Source organism: Sandarakinorhabdus sp. DWP1-3-1, assembly GCF_049896705.1.
Classification (GTDB): Bacteria; Pseudomonadota; Alphaproteobacteria; order Sphingomonadales; family Sphingomonadaceae; genus Sandarakinorhabdus.
The window spans coordinates 469,258-484,323 of the sequence record NZ_JAFCUV010000003.1 but is presented as its reverse complement, the minus strand read 5'-3'; the positions used below and the strand labels follow the sequence as shown (position 1 = coordinate 484,323).

The window sequence follows — 15,066 nt, the reverse complement described above, 5'->3', positions numbered from 1 at the left end:
CTGTCGATAAGCGAGAGCTTCAGCGACATTCGCATAGTTGAGCAAGGGCCGACGCATGACAAAAGAGTTTCGGGGAAGCCATACCGTTGCCGTGACGCCGTTCAACGACGACGGCACCGACATCGACATCGGGCGGTTGAACGCCTTTCTCGATTGGCAGGTGGAATGCGGCGTCCCCGGCGTCATCATGCTGGGCACCACCGGCGAATTCCTGACCATCAGCGCCGATGAACGCCGCCGCCTGGTCGATGCGACGGTGCGCCACGCCGCCGGGCGCTATTCGGTCATGGTCGGCACCATGGACGCCTATACGCCGCGCGCCGCGGCGTTCAGCCGCCAGGCCCAGGACCTGGGCGCCGACGGCCTGATGATCATCCCGCCCTATTACTACACGCCGACCGACGACGAGATTCACGAATATTACCGCGCCATCTGCGCCGCCACCGACCTGCCGATCATGCTGTACAACAACCCGGTGACGTCGAATCGCGACATGCCGGCGGCGCTGGTGGCGCGGATGACGGCGGAATTTCCGCAGATCCGCTATATCAAGGAAGCCAGCATGGACGTGGCGCGCGTCTTCGACATCGTCGAGGCGACGCATGGCGTGATGAACGTGTTTGCCGGCGAGCGCCCGGTCGAAAGCTTCCTGCTCGGCGCGGTCGGCTATGTGAATCCCTATGGCAACTACCTGCCCTATGCGACGCGGCGGCTGTGGGACCTGCTGGTCGAAGGCCGCGTGCGTGATGCGACGCGCATCCAGCATCTCGTCCACCGCTTCGACATGATCATTGCGGAGGGCCATCCGACCTATGGCCACCAATGCTATTCCAAGGCGCTTGCGGCGGCGCGCGGCTATCCGGTCGGCGATGTGCGGGCGCCGCTGACCAAGTTCGGCAGCCTGGGCGAGGAAGGCCGCACCAAGCTGAAGCAGATCATGGCGGTGTTCGAGGAGATCGACGCGCTGATGGTCGATATCGACGCCCGCAGCAGCGACAGCGCGATGGACAAGCGCGCCGCATGACCGATGCGCCGGCGCTGTTCCGCCCGCTGACGATCCGCGGCGTCACCTTCGGCAATCGCGTCATGCTGTCGCCGATGTGCCAGTATCGCGCCATCGACGGCACCGCGACGCGCTGGCATCGCAGCCACCACGGCCGCATCGCGCTGGCCGGCGTCGGCGGCGCCCTGCTGGAGGCGACGGCGGTGCTGCGGGAGGGGCGGATCACGCCGGGCTGCCTCGGCATCTGGTCGGACGAACATCTGCCCGGCCTCGCCGAGCTGGCAGCCATCTACCACGACGAGGGCATTCCGGTCGGCATCCAGCTTGCCCATGCCGGGCGCAAGGCATCGTCGGCGACACCGTTCGACGGCGCCCGGCCCCTTGCCGCCGGCGACCCGCGCGGCTGGACCAGCGTGGCGCCGAGCGCGATCCCCTTCGGCCCGGACTGGCAGGTGCCGGCGGCGCTCGACGAGTCGGGGATCGCCGCGATCATCGATGCCTTTGCTGCCGCCGGGCAACGCGCCGACGCCGCCGGCTTCGATTTCGTCGAGATCCATGGCGCCCATGGCTATCTGGTCAACAGCTTCGTCTCGCCGGTCAGCAACCGGCGCAGCGACGGCTGGGGCGGCGACAACCGGTTTCGCTTCGCCGTCGCCATTGCCGAGCGGCTGCGCGCCGAGCTGCCGGAGACGATGCCGATCTTTTATCGGGTGTCGGCCGTCGACGGGGTCGAGGGCGGCATCACCATGGACGACACGGTGGCGCTGGCCAAGGCGTTGAAGGCCGCCGGGGTCGATGTCATCGATTGCTCGTCGGGTGGCGTCAGCGGGCCGTCGGGCGTCGCGGCGACGCCGCCGGCGCCGGGCTATCTGGTGCCCAATGCCGAGCGGGTGCGCCGCGAGGCGGCCATCGCCAGCATGGCGGTCGGGCTGATCATGACCGCCGAACTGGCCGACGCGATCATCGCCGAGGGGCGCGCCGACCTGGTGGCGATCGGGCGGGAGCTGCTGGCCGACAGCAGCTTCGTGCATCGTGCGGCGCTGGCGCTGGGACTGCCCCACCCGCATCGCGTCCTGCCCGAGGGCCTGAGTTTCTATATCGAGCGGCGCCGCTACGAAGGGATGACACGATGAAGCGACTGGTGTTGGCGGCGTTGCTGGCGGCGGCGGTGCCTGCGGTGGCGCAGGATTATGCCGCCCCCGCGGTGCCCGGGCTGCGCGATCGCGTCGCGGCGCAGGACCGGCTGCTGCGCGACCGGCTCGATACCGTCGTGCCGGCGATGATGCGCAAGCATGGCGTCCAGATGTGGATCCTGGTGGCGCGCGAGTATAACGAGGACCCGGTCGTCAAGGCGATGCTGCCGGCGACCTGGCCCAACGCGCGGCGCCGCATGATCCTGGTGTTCCACGACCGCGGCGGCGCGGCCGGCGTCGAGCGTTTTGCCGTCGCGCGCTATCCGGTCGGCGACCTGTTCGACACGCGCTGGGACCCGGCGACGCAGCCCGACCAGTGGCAGCGGCTGGGCGACCTGGTGCGGGAACGCAATCCGAAAAGCATCGCGGTCAACATCTCGGAGGACTTCGGCCTCGCCGATGGCCTGACGGTGAGCCAGCACAAGCAGCTGCTGGCGGCGCTGGGGCCGCTCGGGACCCGTGTCGTCAGCCATGACGGGCTGGCGCTGGGCTTTCTCGAGACGCGCACGCCGGCCGACATGGCGGTCTATGGCGCGATCATGCGCGCCAGCCATGCGATGATCCCGGAAGGGTTGTCGGAAAAGGTCATCGTGCCGGGGGTGACGACGACCCAGGATGTCGTCTGGTGGTATCGCGAACGGCTCGCCGATGCGCGGCTCGACGCCTGGTGCCAGCCGTCGGTGACGCTGCAGCGGCCGAGCGTCGCGCACCTCGACCCCGGCAAGCAGACATTGCCCGAGGACCCGGTGATCATGCCGGGCGACCTGCTGCATGTCGATTTCTGCGCCGGCTTCCTGGGGCTGAAGACCGACACGCAGATGCTCGCCTATGTGCTGAAACCCGGGGAGACGGCGGCGCCGGCCGGGCTGGTGGCCGGCATGGCCGATGCCAACCGGGTGCAGGACGCGGTGCTGGCCGAATTTCGCACCGGCCGTACCGGCAACGAAGTGCTCGCCGCGGCGCGCAAGCGGGCCATTGCCGCCGGGTTGAAGCCGATCATCTACACCCATGCCATCGGCACCCACGGCCATGGCGCCGGGCCGTGGATCGGCGCCTGGGAGGACCAGTCCGGCGTGAAGGGGATGGGCCTGTATCCGGTCAATCCCGACACCGCCTGGTCGATCGAGCTGGCGGCGCTGCGCAAGGTGCCGGAATGGGGCGGGCAGGAGGTGCGGTTCCCGCTGGAGGTCGACGGCTTCTACGACGGTACGAAGTTCCGCTGGATCGATGGCCGGCAGACGAAGCTGCTGCTGGTGCCGCGGGGGGAGCGGTAGGGGTCTACGGGGGGTGGCGTAGAACGCTATCGGACTGCGGGCATATCTGTGGCCGGTCGTCCGTTATGGGTGGAAAGCGGACATCAGTTGAGGCGGAACCGCCGTCGAAATCTCTTCCACCACGAGGCCTGATCGACTGTCTCGCTTGCCGAGCCACCAAGGCGAGCGGTCGGATGACCCTTGAATAAAGTGGTGAGCATATCTTTGCTCAGCCCATCAGGAATCGGAACGATGGCCGATGCAGAATCCTGAAGCACGTCGTCGATGAAAACCGCCACGGTTCTCGTATTTGCCCAGACAACAACATGATCAGATGCCCACTCGATTTCACCGATTTCCGGAGCCTCGCCCCCTGCCGGAGCCTTCAATGCGACAGTGGATCGGATCGGAATCACGAACTCTTCGGCCCATGGCTCAAGCCAGACGACCAACTCGTCAGGTCCGGGATTAGAGAGGCTCCAGTCGCAATCAATCTGAGTCATCGACGCCAGCATCCCAGAAGGCGCGCATGTCTGCAATTGGGCGAAAGCCGACATCGTCTGGCAAAACTGCTCCGCTGATCTGGGTCTGGGGCCGAGGCCCCAGCCGCCGGAGGCTCTTCACGGGATCGGCGGCGCCTGCCACATCGTCCGGACCTGGTCGTCGTTGCCGGTCATTTCCCAGCGGGTCAGGGCGATCGGAACCAGCCCGCTGGCGATGAAGCGGTCGTGGAAGCGCTTGAGGTTAAAGCTGCGGCCCTCCTTCAGCGCGACTTCGGCGAGGAGCTGTTCGAGCTGGGTCTTGCCGAAGTAATAGTTGAGCCCGAGGCCGGGCTGGCGAAGGTAGAGCGCCATGTCGTAGAGGGCGGTGTCGTCGTCCTTTTCCATCCAATAGGGCGTGCGGCCGGCCAGCGAGGCCAGCGCCGCGTCGAAGCTCCATTCATTGGCCTGGACCTTTAGTTCGGGGAGCAGCCGGGCGGCGCGGTTGGCCATCAGGATATAGTGGATCTCCCGCGCCTTGGGCCGATCGTCGAGCCAGCCGGCCTGGACGACCATTTCCTCGAGGTAGAAGGCCCAGCCCTCCACCCGCGACGACTCGGCAAAGCCCAGCCGCGCGTCGCGGCGGATCGGCCGGGGGTCGCGGGCGCGCCACAGCATGTCGAAATTGTGCCCCGGCAGGTTGTGGGCGCGCAGCGTGCGCGGGTCGCGATCCTCGGCCTCGCGGAAGAAATTGCGGTTGATCGGCGGGTCGAACGGGCCGGGGACGGACGGATCCTGGTTGGCCGGCATGACATAGGGGCCTTCGGGCTCGGGCACGGTCAGCCAGTCGGGCACGGTCATGATGTCGCGGGATTTGAGGAACGCCAGCAGGTCGGTATCGGCCTCGCGGCGCAGCGCCTCGAAGGCGGCGAGGCTGGTCACCGGCGCGATCATCGGCAGCGCCTTGTGCTCGTGTTCCTCGATCTTGAGGAACGTCATGCTGCGTTCCCATTCGCGCTCGCCGATCGCCTTCATCTCGTCATAGCCGTAGGGGAAGAGCAGGACATGGCGCAGGTACCAGTCCATCGCCGGGCGGCCGATGCCGGCGGCGGCGGGCAGCGCCGGGCGGGTGGCGCGCAGCCAGGCGGCGAAGTCGGCCGAGGCGCGGGCAGCGGTGCGGGCGCGGGCGGCGAGGGCCGGTTCGGTCTTTGCGAGGTCGCCGGCCATGCGGGTGTAGAGGCGCGTTTCGATATCGTGATGAGTGATGCCGAGGCCGACGAGGTCGCCGCGCATGTCGGTGAGGCTGGCGCGCGCCGCCGCGAGGGTGGCGGGGACGGTGGCGAGCCGGGCGGCGAGCGTGCGGCGGGCGGCGGCATCCTTCAGCGGCAGTTTGGGCGGGGCAAAGGCGGTGTCGACCTTGGGGCCCCAGCCGATGTCGAGCGTCGCCCACCAGCTCGGGTCGCGCTGCCACTGGCGGAGGATGCGGTGCTGGAAGCGGACGCCGCGGGCTTCGGCGAGGACGAGCAGGTGGTCGGCGCGCTCCGGGATGGTCCAGCCGGTGGAATCGATGACCAGCAGTGCCGCCTCGGTGCGGTCGGCGACTGCCGCGCGGCGGGCCATCGCGGCGGCGCCATGATCGGGAACGCCGGCGACGACGGGGAAGGCCACGCCCTTGCGGAAGTCGTCGTAAAGCGTGACCAGGTCGGCGTGGCTGGCGGCAAGCCCCGGGACGGCGCAGAGCGCGAGAAGCACGAGTGTTGCCAGCTGCCGAATTCGAAGCACGATCGCCACCCCTGCTATGCCGAGATGCGAACATCTGTATCCCATGCGAACAAAGCTGGCTAGGATGGCGCATGGACGATGCACCCTGGACGATGACCGAGGCCGAAGCGCTGGCGCTGGTCGGGCGGGTACGGGCCGGGCGGCGGTTGGCGCCGGTGCAGTGGCCCGGCGGGGCGCGAGCGGCGGTGGCGCTGTCGTTCGACTGCGACCACGAGACGTTCGAGCTTGGCGGCGGCGGCCGGGCCGTCGGGCGGCTGGCTTGGGGCGAATTCGGCCGCCGGGTCGGGGTGCCGCGCATTCTCGACGTGCTGGCGCGGCGCGGCGTGTCGGCGACTTTCTTCATGCCGGGGCTGTGCGCGCGCATCGATCCCGACGAGACGCGGCGCATTGTCGGCGCCGGCCACGAGGTCGGGCTGCACGGCTGGATCCACGAGAACAACAGCCGGCTCGACCATGACACCGAGCGTGAACTGGTGCTGCGCGCCCATGATATCCTCACGCCGCTGATCGGTGCGCCGCCGGTCGGCTTCCGGTCGGCGAACTGGGACCTGTCGCCCCACACCATCGCCATCGTGGCCGAACTCGGCCTGCGCTATGACAGCTCGCTGATGGCCGACGAGGCGCCTTATGAGCTGCTGCTCGACGGGGCGCCGACGGGGGTGGTGGAAATCCCGGTCGAGTGGCTGCGCGACGACGCCGTTTACCTGATGTTCAACCGCAATCCGCCGACACGGCCGCTGATGTCGCCCGACGATGTGTTCGCCATCTTTCGCCGCGAATTGGATGCCGCATTCGACGAGGGCGGGTTGTTCCAGCTGGTCATGCACCCGTTCGTCATCGGCTATCGGTCGCGGATCTGGATGCTGGAGGCGCTGATCGACCATGCCCGCAGCCGCGGCGACATCTGGTTCGCCACCCACGCCGAAGTCGCCGACTGGGTCTGGCAGCACAAATAAATGGGGTCTGGGGCCGCGGCCCCAGCCGCCGGAGGCCCTTATTTGACCCGCAATCCCATGGCCTTCACCTCGTCATCCCGGCCCAGCATCTGCCAGCGGATCAGCGGCACCGGGATCATGCCGTAGCGGTTGAACTCGTCGTAGAAATCGCGGACCTTGAAGGCAGCGCCGCGCGCTTCGGCGGTTTCGGCGAACAGCTTGTCGACCATCGCCTTGCCGGTGATGTAGCTCGGGCCATAGCCGGGCATGCGCAGATAGGTCTGCTGTTCGAAGGCGAGGAGGGGGAGGTCGGCCGACATGAAGCCGTTGGGTGTGCGGTCGACCTGCATCTTCATCGCGGCGGCAAGATCGATCATGTTGGCCTGGGCGTACAGCGAGGCGAGGCCGCGCGCGGCGCGCTGGGCCTGCATGATCCAGACGATTTCGCGGGCGCGGCGGTCGTCGTCGAACAGGCCGGCGTGGAGCATGGCCTCCTCGAAGGCCGTCGCCTGGCCTTCGGCGCGGCTGAGCCAGATGTTGTAGAGCAAGGGCTGGCTGCGGATCGGCGAGGGGTTGGGGGTGCGGACTTCGCGCGCGAGGTCGAACCAGTGGTAGAAATGGGTGAACAGCGTCAGCGGCGCGCGGGTGCGGACGATCTGGAAGAAATCCTGCTGTGACGGCGGCTTGTAGGTGCCGATCTGCTCCAGCAGGGCCGGCACCATATAGTCGGCGGTCGTCAGGATCTGCTGCTTGTCGAGGAAATCGACGAACTTGGTGACGCTGCGGCGCTGCAGGGCATCATATTCGGCCGCATTGCGCGCGCCGACCAGCGGCGGCAGGTCGCGGTTGCGGTGTTCCTCCAGCCGCAGCGCAGCGTGCGAGCGGGCAAGCTCGCGAGACAGGATGGCGACCTCGTCGTCCCAGCTGTTTGGCGACAGTTGAACGTTTTTCAGGAACCAGCTGTAGTTCTCCTTGCCGACGCCGGATGGTCCAGTCTTTTTCGGTGCCTCGGCCTTCACCCAGGTTTCGAAATCGGCGGTGGCGCGGGCGGCGGCGGCGATGGCGGCGGTCAGCGCCGGGTCGCCGGTGCCGGCCTGGGTGGCAAGATCGGCCAGTGCCGCGCGCTGTTCGGCGATATTGCGCAGGCTCGCGGTCCAGAGATCGCGGGCGTTGCCGGTGAGCTGGCCGGGCGCATCGGCGAGGAGCGGCGGGATGTGGGCCAGTTCGCGGGTGAGTTTCGCCGAAGCCGCCGGGCTGAGCGGGACGTCGTAGGTCCAGAGTTCGATCGGCATGGCGTGGACGGGGCCTTCATGGCTCGGCGTGTCCGACTTTGCCGACCAGATCGACATGTACCAGGCCGGGTCGCGCTGCCAGGGTCGCGCCACCCGCAGGTCGAAATCGAGGCCGTTCATCTCGGCACGGACGAGGTTGTAGTCGATCTTTTGCGCGACGCTCCAGCCGGCGATGTCGAGCGCGGCGAGGCGTTGCTGGAAACGCTTGAGGCCAGCGGCCTGCGTTGCCAGCGCCGCCGGGGAGTAATCGGGCGCGCCATTGCGGACGGGGCCTTTCTGGAAGGCGCGCCATTCCGTGTGGAGCCCGGCGAGGGCGGCATAATCGCTCGCCGCGGCTGGGGCGGCCGCAGCGACGGCCATCGGCAGGGTGAGGGCTCGGGTGACGGCGCGCCAGTCGGGCATGGGCGGTTCCTGTTCAGGTCGGGCGGCGGCTGGCGAGCAGCCAGCGCGCTGCGGGTGGGGTGCCGACGTCTTCGACAATGACGTCGAAGCCGGCGGCGCGGAGGCAGCCGGCGGCGTCGGCGACGTCGGCGGCGGTGGGAGCGGCGGCGACCATCGCCTGCATGCGGGCGGCGTGGGCGGCGAGGCCGGCGGCGAAGTCGCGGGTGCCGGCGATGGGATCGGCGACATCCTGCAGCGCCGAAATGGCACGCCAGACGCCTTCGAGCAGGCTGGTGTTGCCGGCTGCCCCGGCATGGTCGACGATGGCGGTGCGCAAGGCGTCGATGTCGGCGACGCTGGCCGGCGACGGCGCGCGGAAATGCGCCGCCAGCCGTTCGAAGGTCGCCATCGGCCCGGCCAGCCAGGCGGCCTGCGCCGCCTGCTCCCGCGCGTCGGCGTGCAGCGGCCCGTCGGCGGCGTGGACCAGCAGCCACAGGCGATCGGCGGCGACGCGCGCAGCCTCGACCACGGCGGTGGCGAAGCCGGCATATTCGACGCCGAACTGGCTGGTGACGGCGGTGAAGGCACGATCGGGATAGGGCAGGCCGGCGGCGCTGCCGACATGGAGCGGGAAAGGCGTGCCCGTGATCGGCGCCGCGTCGACACCTTGCAGCCGCGTGATGCCGGCGTCGCGGGCGAGCGCCAGGACGGCGCCGCGGCCGCAGCCGAGATCGAGCAGGCTGGCGCCGGGCGGCAGGCCGGCGAGCAGCAACTGCCAGCGCCGCGTGATCGCGCCGCGCAGGGCGGGCGGCAGGCCCCGGGTGCAGCCATCGACGCCGGCATCGATCCAGAAGACCGCCCAGGGGGCTGCGTCCGCCGCAAATGCCGCCGAGGGGTCGGCGGGGTCGGCGTGATCGGGGCGCGGTACGGGCGGCATCGGCGCACAGCATAACAAATTTGCAACAGATGCCAGCGAAAGTTTGTGCGCATAGCGGTCTATCGTGCGCCAAGCGCGCAAATGAGATTGACACTGGTGCTACAAATGATTGTTATCGGCACCGGATCGGGACGCGGATCGGCCGGGATGGGCAGCCGCGGCGGCGGTGGGACTGGGGCTAACCCCCTGATGAGGCATGTTTTCAGGGCGTCAACGTGAAGGGTCACGACGATGGGGACGATGATGCAGGCGACCGGGGTGGTGACGAAACGGCGTTCGCTGGGTAAACATTTTCTGCTGGCTTCCGCTATTGTCGGCCTGCCCGGGGCCGCGCTGGCACAGGCGACTCCGCCGCCGCCGGCCGAGACCGGCGCCGCGCCAGGAGAAGATGCCGCAATCATCGTCACCGGCTCGCGCCTCAGTCGCGCCGGGCTGGAGGGGACCAGCCCCATCGTCGCCCTGTCGGGCGAGGCGCTGGTGGCGCAGGGACAGACGACGCTCGAGGCCGGGCTGAACCAGCTGCCGCAGCTGCAGCCGTCGACGACATCGAGCTCCAACCAGTCGGGCGGCGCCGGCGTGCTGTCGGCCGACCTGCGCGGGCTCGGCCCGGTGCGCACGCTGGTGCTCGTCGATGGGCGGCGCTTCATTCCCGCCGATTTTTCCGGCCTGACCGACCTTGCCACCATCCCCGACCTGATGCTCGACCGGGTCGATGTGATCACCGGCGGCGCCTCGGCGATCTATGGCTCCGACGCGATCGCCGGCGCGGTCAATTTCGTCCTGAAGCGCGACTTCGACGGCCTGCAGGGCCAGTACACGTTCGGCGAGACCGATCGCGGCGACGGCCGCAGCCACAAGATCGACGTGATGATCGGCGCCAACAGCGCCGACGGCCGCGGCAACGTCACCGGCTATTTCAGCTATACCAAGCGCGACGCCGTCCTGATGGGCGATCGCGAATTTTCGGCGCTGCCGCTGCTCGCCGACGCCACCGGCAAGTTCCAGCCGTTCGGGTCGGGCAATATCCCGGGCGGTGCCATCGCGCTCAACAGCCAGCAGCTGGCGCAGATCCAGGGCGTCCCCGATCTCAACAATGCGTCGGGCGCCTGCAATACCGGCAACGCCGGCATCCGCTTTACCGAGCCTGGCGGCCGCCCTGAACCATTCTGCCGCCTGCGCGACCAGTTCAACTATGCGGCGCCGAATTTCCTGCTGCGCCCGCTGGAGCGCTACCAGGCGGCGGTCACCGCGCATTACGAGATCACCGACGGCGTCGAGGCCTATGGCCAGTTCTTCTACACGCGGAAGGAAAATTCTTTCCAGCAGGCGGCCGAGGCGGTGAACCCGTCGAGCTCGGGCCAGGCGGCGGGCACGGTGCTGATCCCCAATGCGACGACCAACCCGCTGTTCAGCCAGGCCCAGCGCGACTTCTTTTCGGCCAATGCCGCCTTTTTCGATCCCGATGGCGACGGCACCTATACGGTGCGCGGCTATGGCCGCCGGTTCGAGGAATTCGGCCCGCGCACGGTGAACTATGTCACCACCAGCTTCAACGTCACGGGCGGCCTGCGCGGCGATTTCGACATCGGCGGCAACAAGTGGAAATGGGACACCTTCTTCCAGTTCCAGCAGGCCGACGAGAACAACCGGCGGCTGAACCTGCTGTCGCGGTCGCGGACCACCGCCGGCCTCGATGTCGTGCTGGTCAACGGCGTGCCGCAGTGCCGGAACCGCGAGATCCCGGGCTGCGTCCCCGTCAACATCTTCGGCACCGACACGCTGACCCCGGCGATGGCGGAGTTCCTCAGCGTCGACACGACGACGACGAGCCAGTTCAAGCGCACGGTCGCCGGCGGCAGCATTTCGGGCGACGCGTTCGCGCTGCCGGCGGGCAATGTCGCGACGGCGTTCGGTGTCGAATATCGGCGCGACAGTTTCAACATCCGGCCCGACGAAGTGGCGTTGTCGAACGACCTCGCCGCCGTGTCGGTGCCGCCAATCGTCAATTCGGGCAATTACGACCTGTTCGAACTGTTCGGCGAAGTCCGCGTGCCGATCCTCGCCGATGTGCCGGGCTTCAAGACGCTCGCGGTCGAAGCCGCCGGCCGCTATGCCAAATATTCGACGATCGGCGGCGTCTTCACCTGGCGCGGCGCCGTCGACTGGGAAGTGACCGACTGGGTGCGCCTGCGCGGCAATTACAGCCGCGCCATCCGCGCGCCGAACCTGTCGGAGCTGTATGCGCCGACCAGCCAGGGTTTCATCGGCGGCCGTGATCCGTGCCTCGCCGTCAACGCGCCGACGCAGCAGCAGAAGGAGCTGTGCGTGGCGCAGGGCGTGCCGCGGCAGTTCGTCGACACGCTCACCGTCGGCGCCAGCCAGGGCTTCAACACCGAAAGCGGCGGCAACCTGCTGCTGGAGGAGGAGACCGCCGACACGCTGACGCTGGGTGCCGTGTTCAGCCCGGCGCGCGGCCTGGCGCTGACGGTCGATTACTACGATATCAAGGTCAAGGGCGCGATCTCGCAGCTGGGCGCGCAGGTGCTCATCGACACCTGCTTCAACACGCTGGCGGCGGCGAGCGTGTCGTGCCAGGCGATCAACCGCGATACCTTCTCGGGCAACATCAGCTTTGTCCGGGCGCCGCTGCTCAACGTTGCCGAGCGCCGGGTCCAGGGCCTCGACGTCGGCGCCAGCTACAGCTTCGACCTGCCGAGCGCCGTCAGCATCTCGGGCGACGGCGCCCGGCTGGGGCTGCAGGCCAATGTCTCGTGGCAGTTCAAGAACACGACGATCGCCGCCGAGGGCCTGCCGACGATCGATTGCGCGGGCTATTACGGCGGCGCCTGCTCGTCGGATTCGACCCGCATCTCGCCCGACCTGCGCGCCTTTGTCGGCATCGACTATACCAGCGGCGGCGTGTCGCTGCGCAATCAGCTGCGCTACATCGGTTCGCTCGACCTGCTGCCCGGCGCGCCGCCGTCGGAATCGGGCACGCTCGGTGCGGAAACCTATTGGGACATTTCGGCCCGCTGGAATTTCGTCGAGAACTTCACCGTCTTCGGCGGCATCAACAACGTCCTCGACAACCAGCCGCCGGTGATGGGCTTTGCCGCGGGCGGCGATTCCAACACCAATCCGCAGTTGTACGACGTGATCGGCCGGCAATATTTCGTCGGTGTCGGGGTCAAGTTCTAGCCCGGCCCTGCGCCCCTGTTGTGTGGAGATGGTGATGAAGAACCGGGTATTGGCGGCGGTCGCACTGGCGGCGCTTGCGATGGCGCTGCCGCCGGCCGGCACCGCCGGGGTGGCGATCGCGGCGGCGGCGCCGACGGGCCAGGGCAATTACCAGGACCTGCTGGCGCTGTGGGGCGATTTCCTGAAGTGGCGCGATACCGCGCCGGCCGATGGCGTCGGTGACTGGAGCGCCGCGGCCGTCGACAGGCAGCGCGCCACGATGGACGATTACCTGCGCCGTATCGAGGGCTTCAACGTCGCCGCGATGCCGCGTGGCCAGCAGGTCGAATGGCTGGCGGCGCGATCGAAGATGCTGCAGCATTATTTCCTGCTGAATGCCGCCAAGCCCTGGGAGCGTGATCCCGGCTTTTACGTCGACCAGATGCTCGACGTGTCGTTTGCCGAACTGCCGGCCAGGGGCGAGGCGCTGGCCAAGGTGCAGAAGGAATTGCGCGCCGTGGCCCCGCTGGTCGCCGCCGCCAAGCGCAACCTGCGCAACGTGCCCGGCGATTATGCCGACCTGGCGCTGCACAACCTCGATACCGCCGATGGCGTCGGCCATGGCCATCCGTATCGCAAGGTGCCGCCGGCCGGCATCCTGGGCTGGTTCGACGATCTCGCCGGGCGGGCGAAGACGGCGCAGCCCGAACTGCTGCCGGATATTGCCGCGGCGCGGGCGGCAGCGGTCGATTTCCAGGGCTGGCTGAAGGCGGGGCGCCCGCAGATGACCGCCAAGGCCGGGGTCGGCGAGGCGCGGTTCAACTGGTATCTGAAGAACGTCAAGCTGCTGCCCTATACGGCGGCGCAGCTGCAGGTGCTGGGCGGCCGCGAGACGCAACGGCTATGGTCGATCCATGCGCTGGAGGAGCATCGCAACCGCAAGCTGCCAAGGCTGGAATTGCCGACCAGCGAGGCCGAATACGACCGCCGCAAGACGGAATCGCTGCAGCGCATCCGCAAGTGGATCGCCGACGAAGGCATCATCACGGTGCCGGAGGATATCGGCGAGCTGTACGTCAACGTGCCGTGGATCGTCCGCACCGGCGGGCCCAATTTCTGGGAGCTGGTCCAGTATCGCGACCCGAGCCCCGACCTGCTGCACGCGACGCTGCCGGGCCACGCTTTCGATGGGCAGATGGCCAAGCGCGACAAGCGGCCGATCCGCGGCCGCATCGGCGACGGCGTGCGCGCCGAAGGCTGGGGCGTCTATCTGGAGGAAGCGGCGCAGAAGCTGGGGTTCTTCGAGGACCGCGGCCGGGTGCGCGAGCTGATCGATATCTTCGGCATCTTCCGCGCGGTGCGGGTGGCTGGCGACATCGACCTGCAGCTCAACCGCAAGACGGTGCCCGAGGTGGTCGCCGACTGGCGCAAGTACACGCCCTGGCTCGATGCCAATGTCGCCCGGGTCGATGCCGAGATCTACCTGCGGCGACCGCCGGGCTATGGCCTTGGCTATACCGTCGGCATGATCGAGATGCAGAAGCTGCTCGCCGACCGCCGCCACCAGCTCGGCGACAAGTTCGAGCTGAAGGCCTTTCATGATGAATTCATGGCCGTTGGGCGGCTGCCGATGTCGCTCGTCCGCTACGACATGACAGGTTATGACGACGAGATCCGGAACTTCTGGACGCGTGATCCGCTGCCGCCGGCGTAAGGCGATTGCCGTGATGTGAAGGCGGTACCGGCCCGCTACCCCGCCCGGCCACCCATATCGTACAATGACGTGGGTGGCCGGGCGGGGGAGCGGGCCGGTACCGCCCTCGCTGCAATCGAAACGAACTTCGCTCGGCCTACAGCCCGCGCGTGATCGTCTGGGAGGCGATCATCAGCTGCGGCAGGATGCGCTGCTGCATGTCCTCGACCGTGGTCCGCGATGACGGGCAGCAGACGTTGAGAGCCGCCAGCACGCGGCCCTCGCCGTTGCGGATCGGCACCGAGATCGAGCCGAGGCCGATCTCGAGCTCCTGGTCGACGATCGAGTAGTTTTCGAGCCGGACCCGGTCGATCTCGGCGCGCAGCTTGACCTTGGACGTGACGGTGTTGGGCGTGATGGCGGTCAGGTTGACCCGGTCGATATAGCGGCCGAGCACATCGGCCGGTTCGGCGGCGAGCAGGATGCGACCGGTGGAGACGGCATGGGCCGGGGCGCGGCTGCCGACGGTGATCGACACATGGACGAGGCGTTCGGAGGTTGCGCGGGCGATATAGGTGACATGGTCGCCGGTCAGCACCGCGGCAAAGACCGATTCCTGCAGTTCGTGCGCCAGTTCGTTCATCACCGGCTGCGCCACGTCGAGGATGCCCATCGACGACAGCGCCGAATAGCCGAGTTCGAGGATCTTGGGTTTCAGGCTGAAGACCTTGTCGTCCTTTTCGGCATAGCCCTCGCGGACCAGTGTCAGCAGGAAACGCCGCACGGTAGCCCGGGTCATGCCGGTCGCGCGGGCAATCTCGCTCAGCGTCATCTTGGGGCGGGTGCGGGTAAAGGCGCAGATGACCTCCAGCCCGCGCGCCAGTGAATTCACATAGTCCCGATCGTTCATCTCGGGCGTTTCAAGCGGCTCCATCGGCGCG

Annotated in this window: 11 protein-coding genes; 6 read left to right on the top strand and 5 right to left on the bottom strand. The window is 68.1% G+C overall.

The annotated features are described in order from the left end of the window. Positions 1 to 55 precede the first annotated feature (55 nt). From ACP7AI_RS16035 to ACP7AI_RS16025, 3 genes are read left to right on the top strand one after another with little or no spacing between them, the layout of a single operon-like run. On the top strand, positions 56 to 1,024 hold the full coding sequence (locus ACP7AI_RS16035) for a dihydrodipicolinate synthase family protein (protein WP_426169488.1): 969 nt from the start codon (positions 56 to 58) through the stop codon (positions 1,022 to 1,024). Continuing rightward, positions 1,021 to 2,136, top strand: coding sequence for an oxidoreductase (locus ACP7AI_RS16030; RefSeq protein ID WP_426169485.1), 1,116 nt, complete (start codon positions 1,021 to 1,023; stop codon positions 2,134 to 2,136). The genes ACP7AI_RS16035 and ACP7AI_RS16030 overlap by 4 nt, the downstream gene beginning before the upstream one ends. Then, on the top strand, positions 2,133 to 3,470 hold the full coding sequence (locus tag ACP7AI_RS16025; RefSeq protein WP_426169482.1) for a M24 family metallopeptidase: 1,338 nt from the start codon (positions 2,133 to 2,135) through the stop codon (positions 3,468 to 3,470). The genes ACP7AI_RS16030 and ACP7AI_RS16025 overlap by 4 nt, the downstream gene beginning before the upstream one ends. Before the next feature lie 83 nt (positions 3,471 to 3,553). Here ACP7AI_RS16025 and ACP7AI_RS16020 read toward each other — a convergent pair whose 3' ends face one another. Together ACP7AI_RS16020 and ACP7AI_RS16015 are read right to left on the bottom strand one after the other, a co-directional pair. Continuing rightward, positions 3,554 to 4,006: a hypothetical protein gene (locus ACP7AI_RS16020; protein WP_426169479.1), complete on the bottom strand. Its 453-nt coding sequence runs from the start codon at positions 4,004 to 4,006 to the stop codon at positions 3,554 to 3,556. A gap of 63 nt (positions 4,007 to 4,069) precedes the next feature. Next, entirely contained in the window at positions 4,070 to 5,680 is a 1,611-nt protein-coding gene (locus tag ACP7AI_RS16015; RefSeq protein WP_426169476.1) for a DUF885 family protein, read from the bottom strand. A gap of 101 nt (positions 5,681 to 5,781) precedes the next feature. Between ACP7AI_RS16015 and ACP7AI_RS16010 the strand changes: the two genes are divergently transcribed. Next, the gene (locus ACP7AI_RS16010) at positions 5,782 to 6,666 is read left to right on the top strand and encodes a polysaccharide deacetylase family protein (protein WP_426169473.1); all 885 of its coding nucleotides are present in this window, start codon (positions 5,782 to 5,784) and stop codon (positions 6,664 to 6,666) included. 38 nt (positions 6,667 to 6,704) lie between these two features. Here ACP7AI_RS16010 and ACP7AI_RS16005 read toward each other — a convergent pair whose 3' ends face one another. Beyond that, complete coding sequence (locus ACP7AI_RS16005; RefSeq protein ID WP_426169471.1) at positions 6,705 to 8,339, bottom strand: DUF885 family protein; 1,635 nt, start codon at positions 8,337 to 8,339, stop codon at positions 6,705 to 6,707. A gap of 13 nt (positions 8,340 to 8,352) precedes the next feature. Next, a complete protein-coding gene (locus tag ACP7AI_RS16000) occupies positions 8,353 to 9,255 on the bottom strand; it encodes a class I SAM-dependent methyltransferase (protein WP_426169469.1) in 903 nt (300 codons plus the stop codon). 231 nt (positions 9,256 to 9,486) lie between these two features. Here ACP7AI_RS16000 and ACP7AI_RS15995 point away from each other — a divergent pair, with 231 nt between their 5' ends. Both ACP7AI_RS15995 and ACP7AI_RS15990 read left to right on the top strand, forming a co-directional pair. After that, on the top strand, positions 9,487 to 12,453 hold the full coding sequence (locus tag ACP7AI_RS15995) for a TonB-dependent receptor domain-containing protein (RefSeq protein ID WP_426169466.1): 2,967 nt from the start codon (positions 9,487 to 9,489) through the stop codon (positions 12,451 to 12,453). Between the two features lie 34 nt (positions 12,454 to 12,487). Then, entirely contained in the window at positions 12,488 to 14,146 is a 1,659-nt protein-coding gene (locus tag ACP7AI_RS15990; protein ID WP_426169463.1) for a DUF885 family protein, read from the top strand. A gap of 136 nt (positions 14,147 to 14,282) precedes the next feature. Here the strand turns inward: ACP7AI_RS15990 and ACP7AI_RS15985 are convergent, their stop codons facing one another. Further along, the gene (locus tag ACP7AI_RS15985; RefSeq protein WP_426169460.1) at positions 14,283 to 15,059 is read right to left on the bottom strand and encodes an IclR family transcriptional regulator domain-containing protein; all 777 of its coding nucleotides are present in this window, start codon (positions 15,057 to 15,059) and stop codon (positions 14,283 to 14,285) included. Between the last annotated feature and the right edge of the window lie 7 nt (positions 15,060 to 15,066).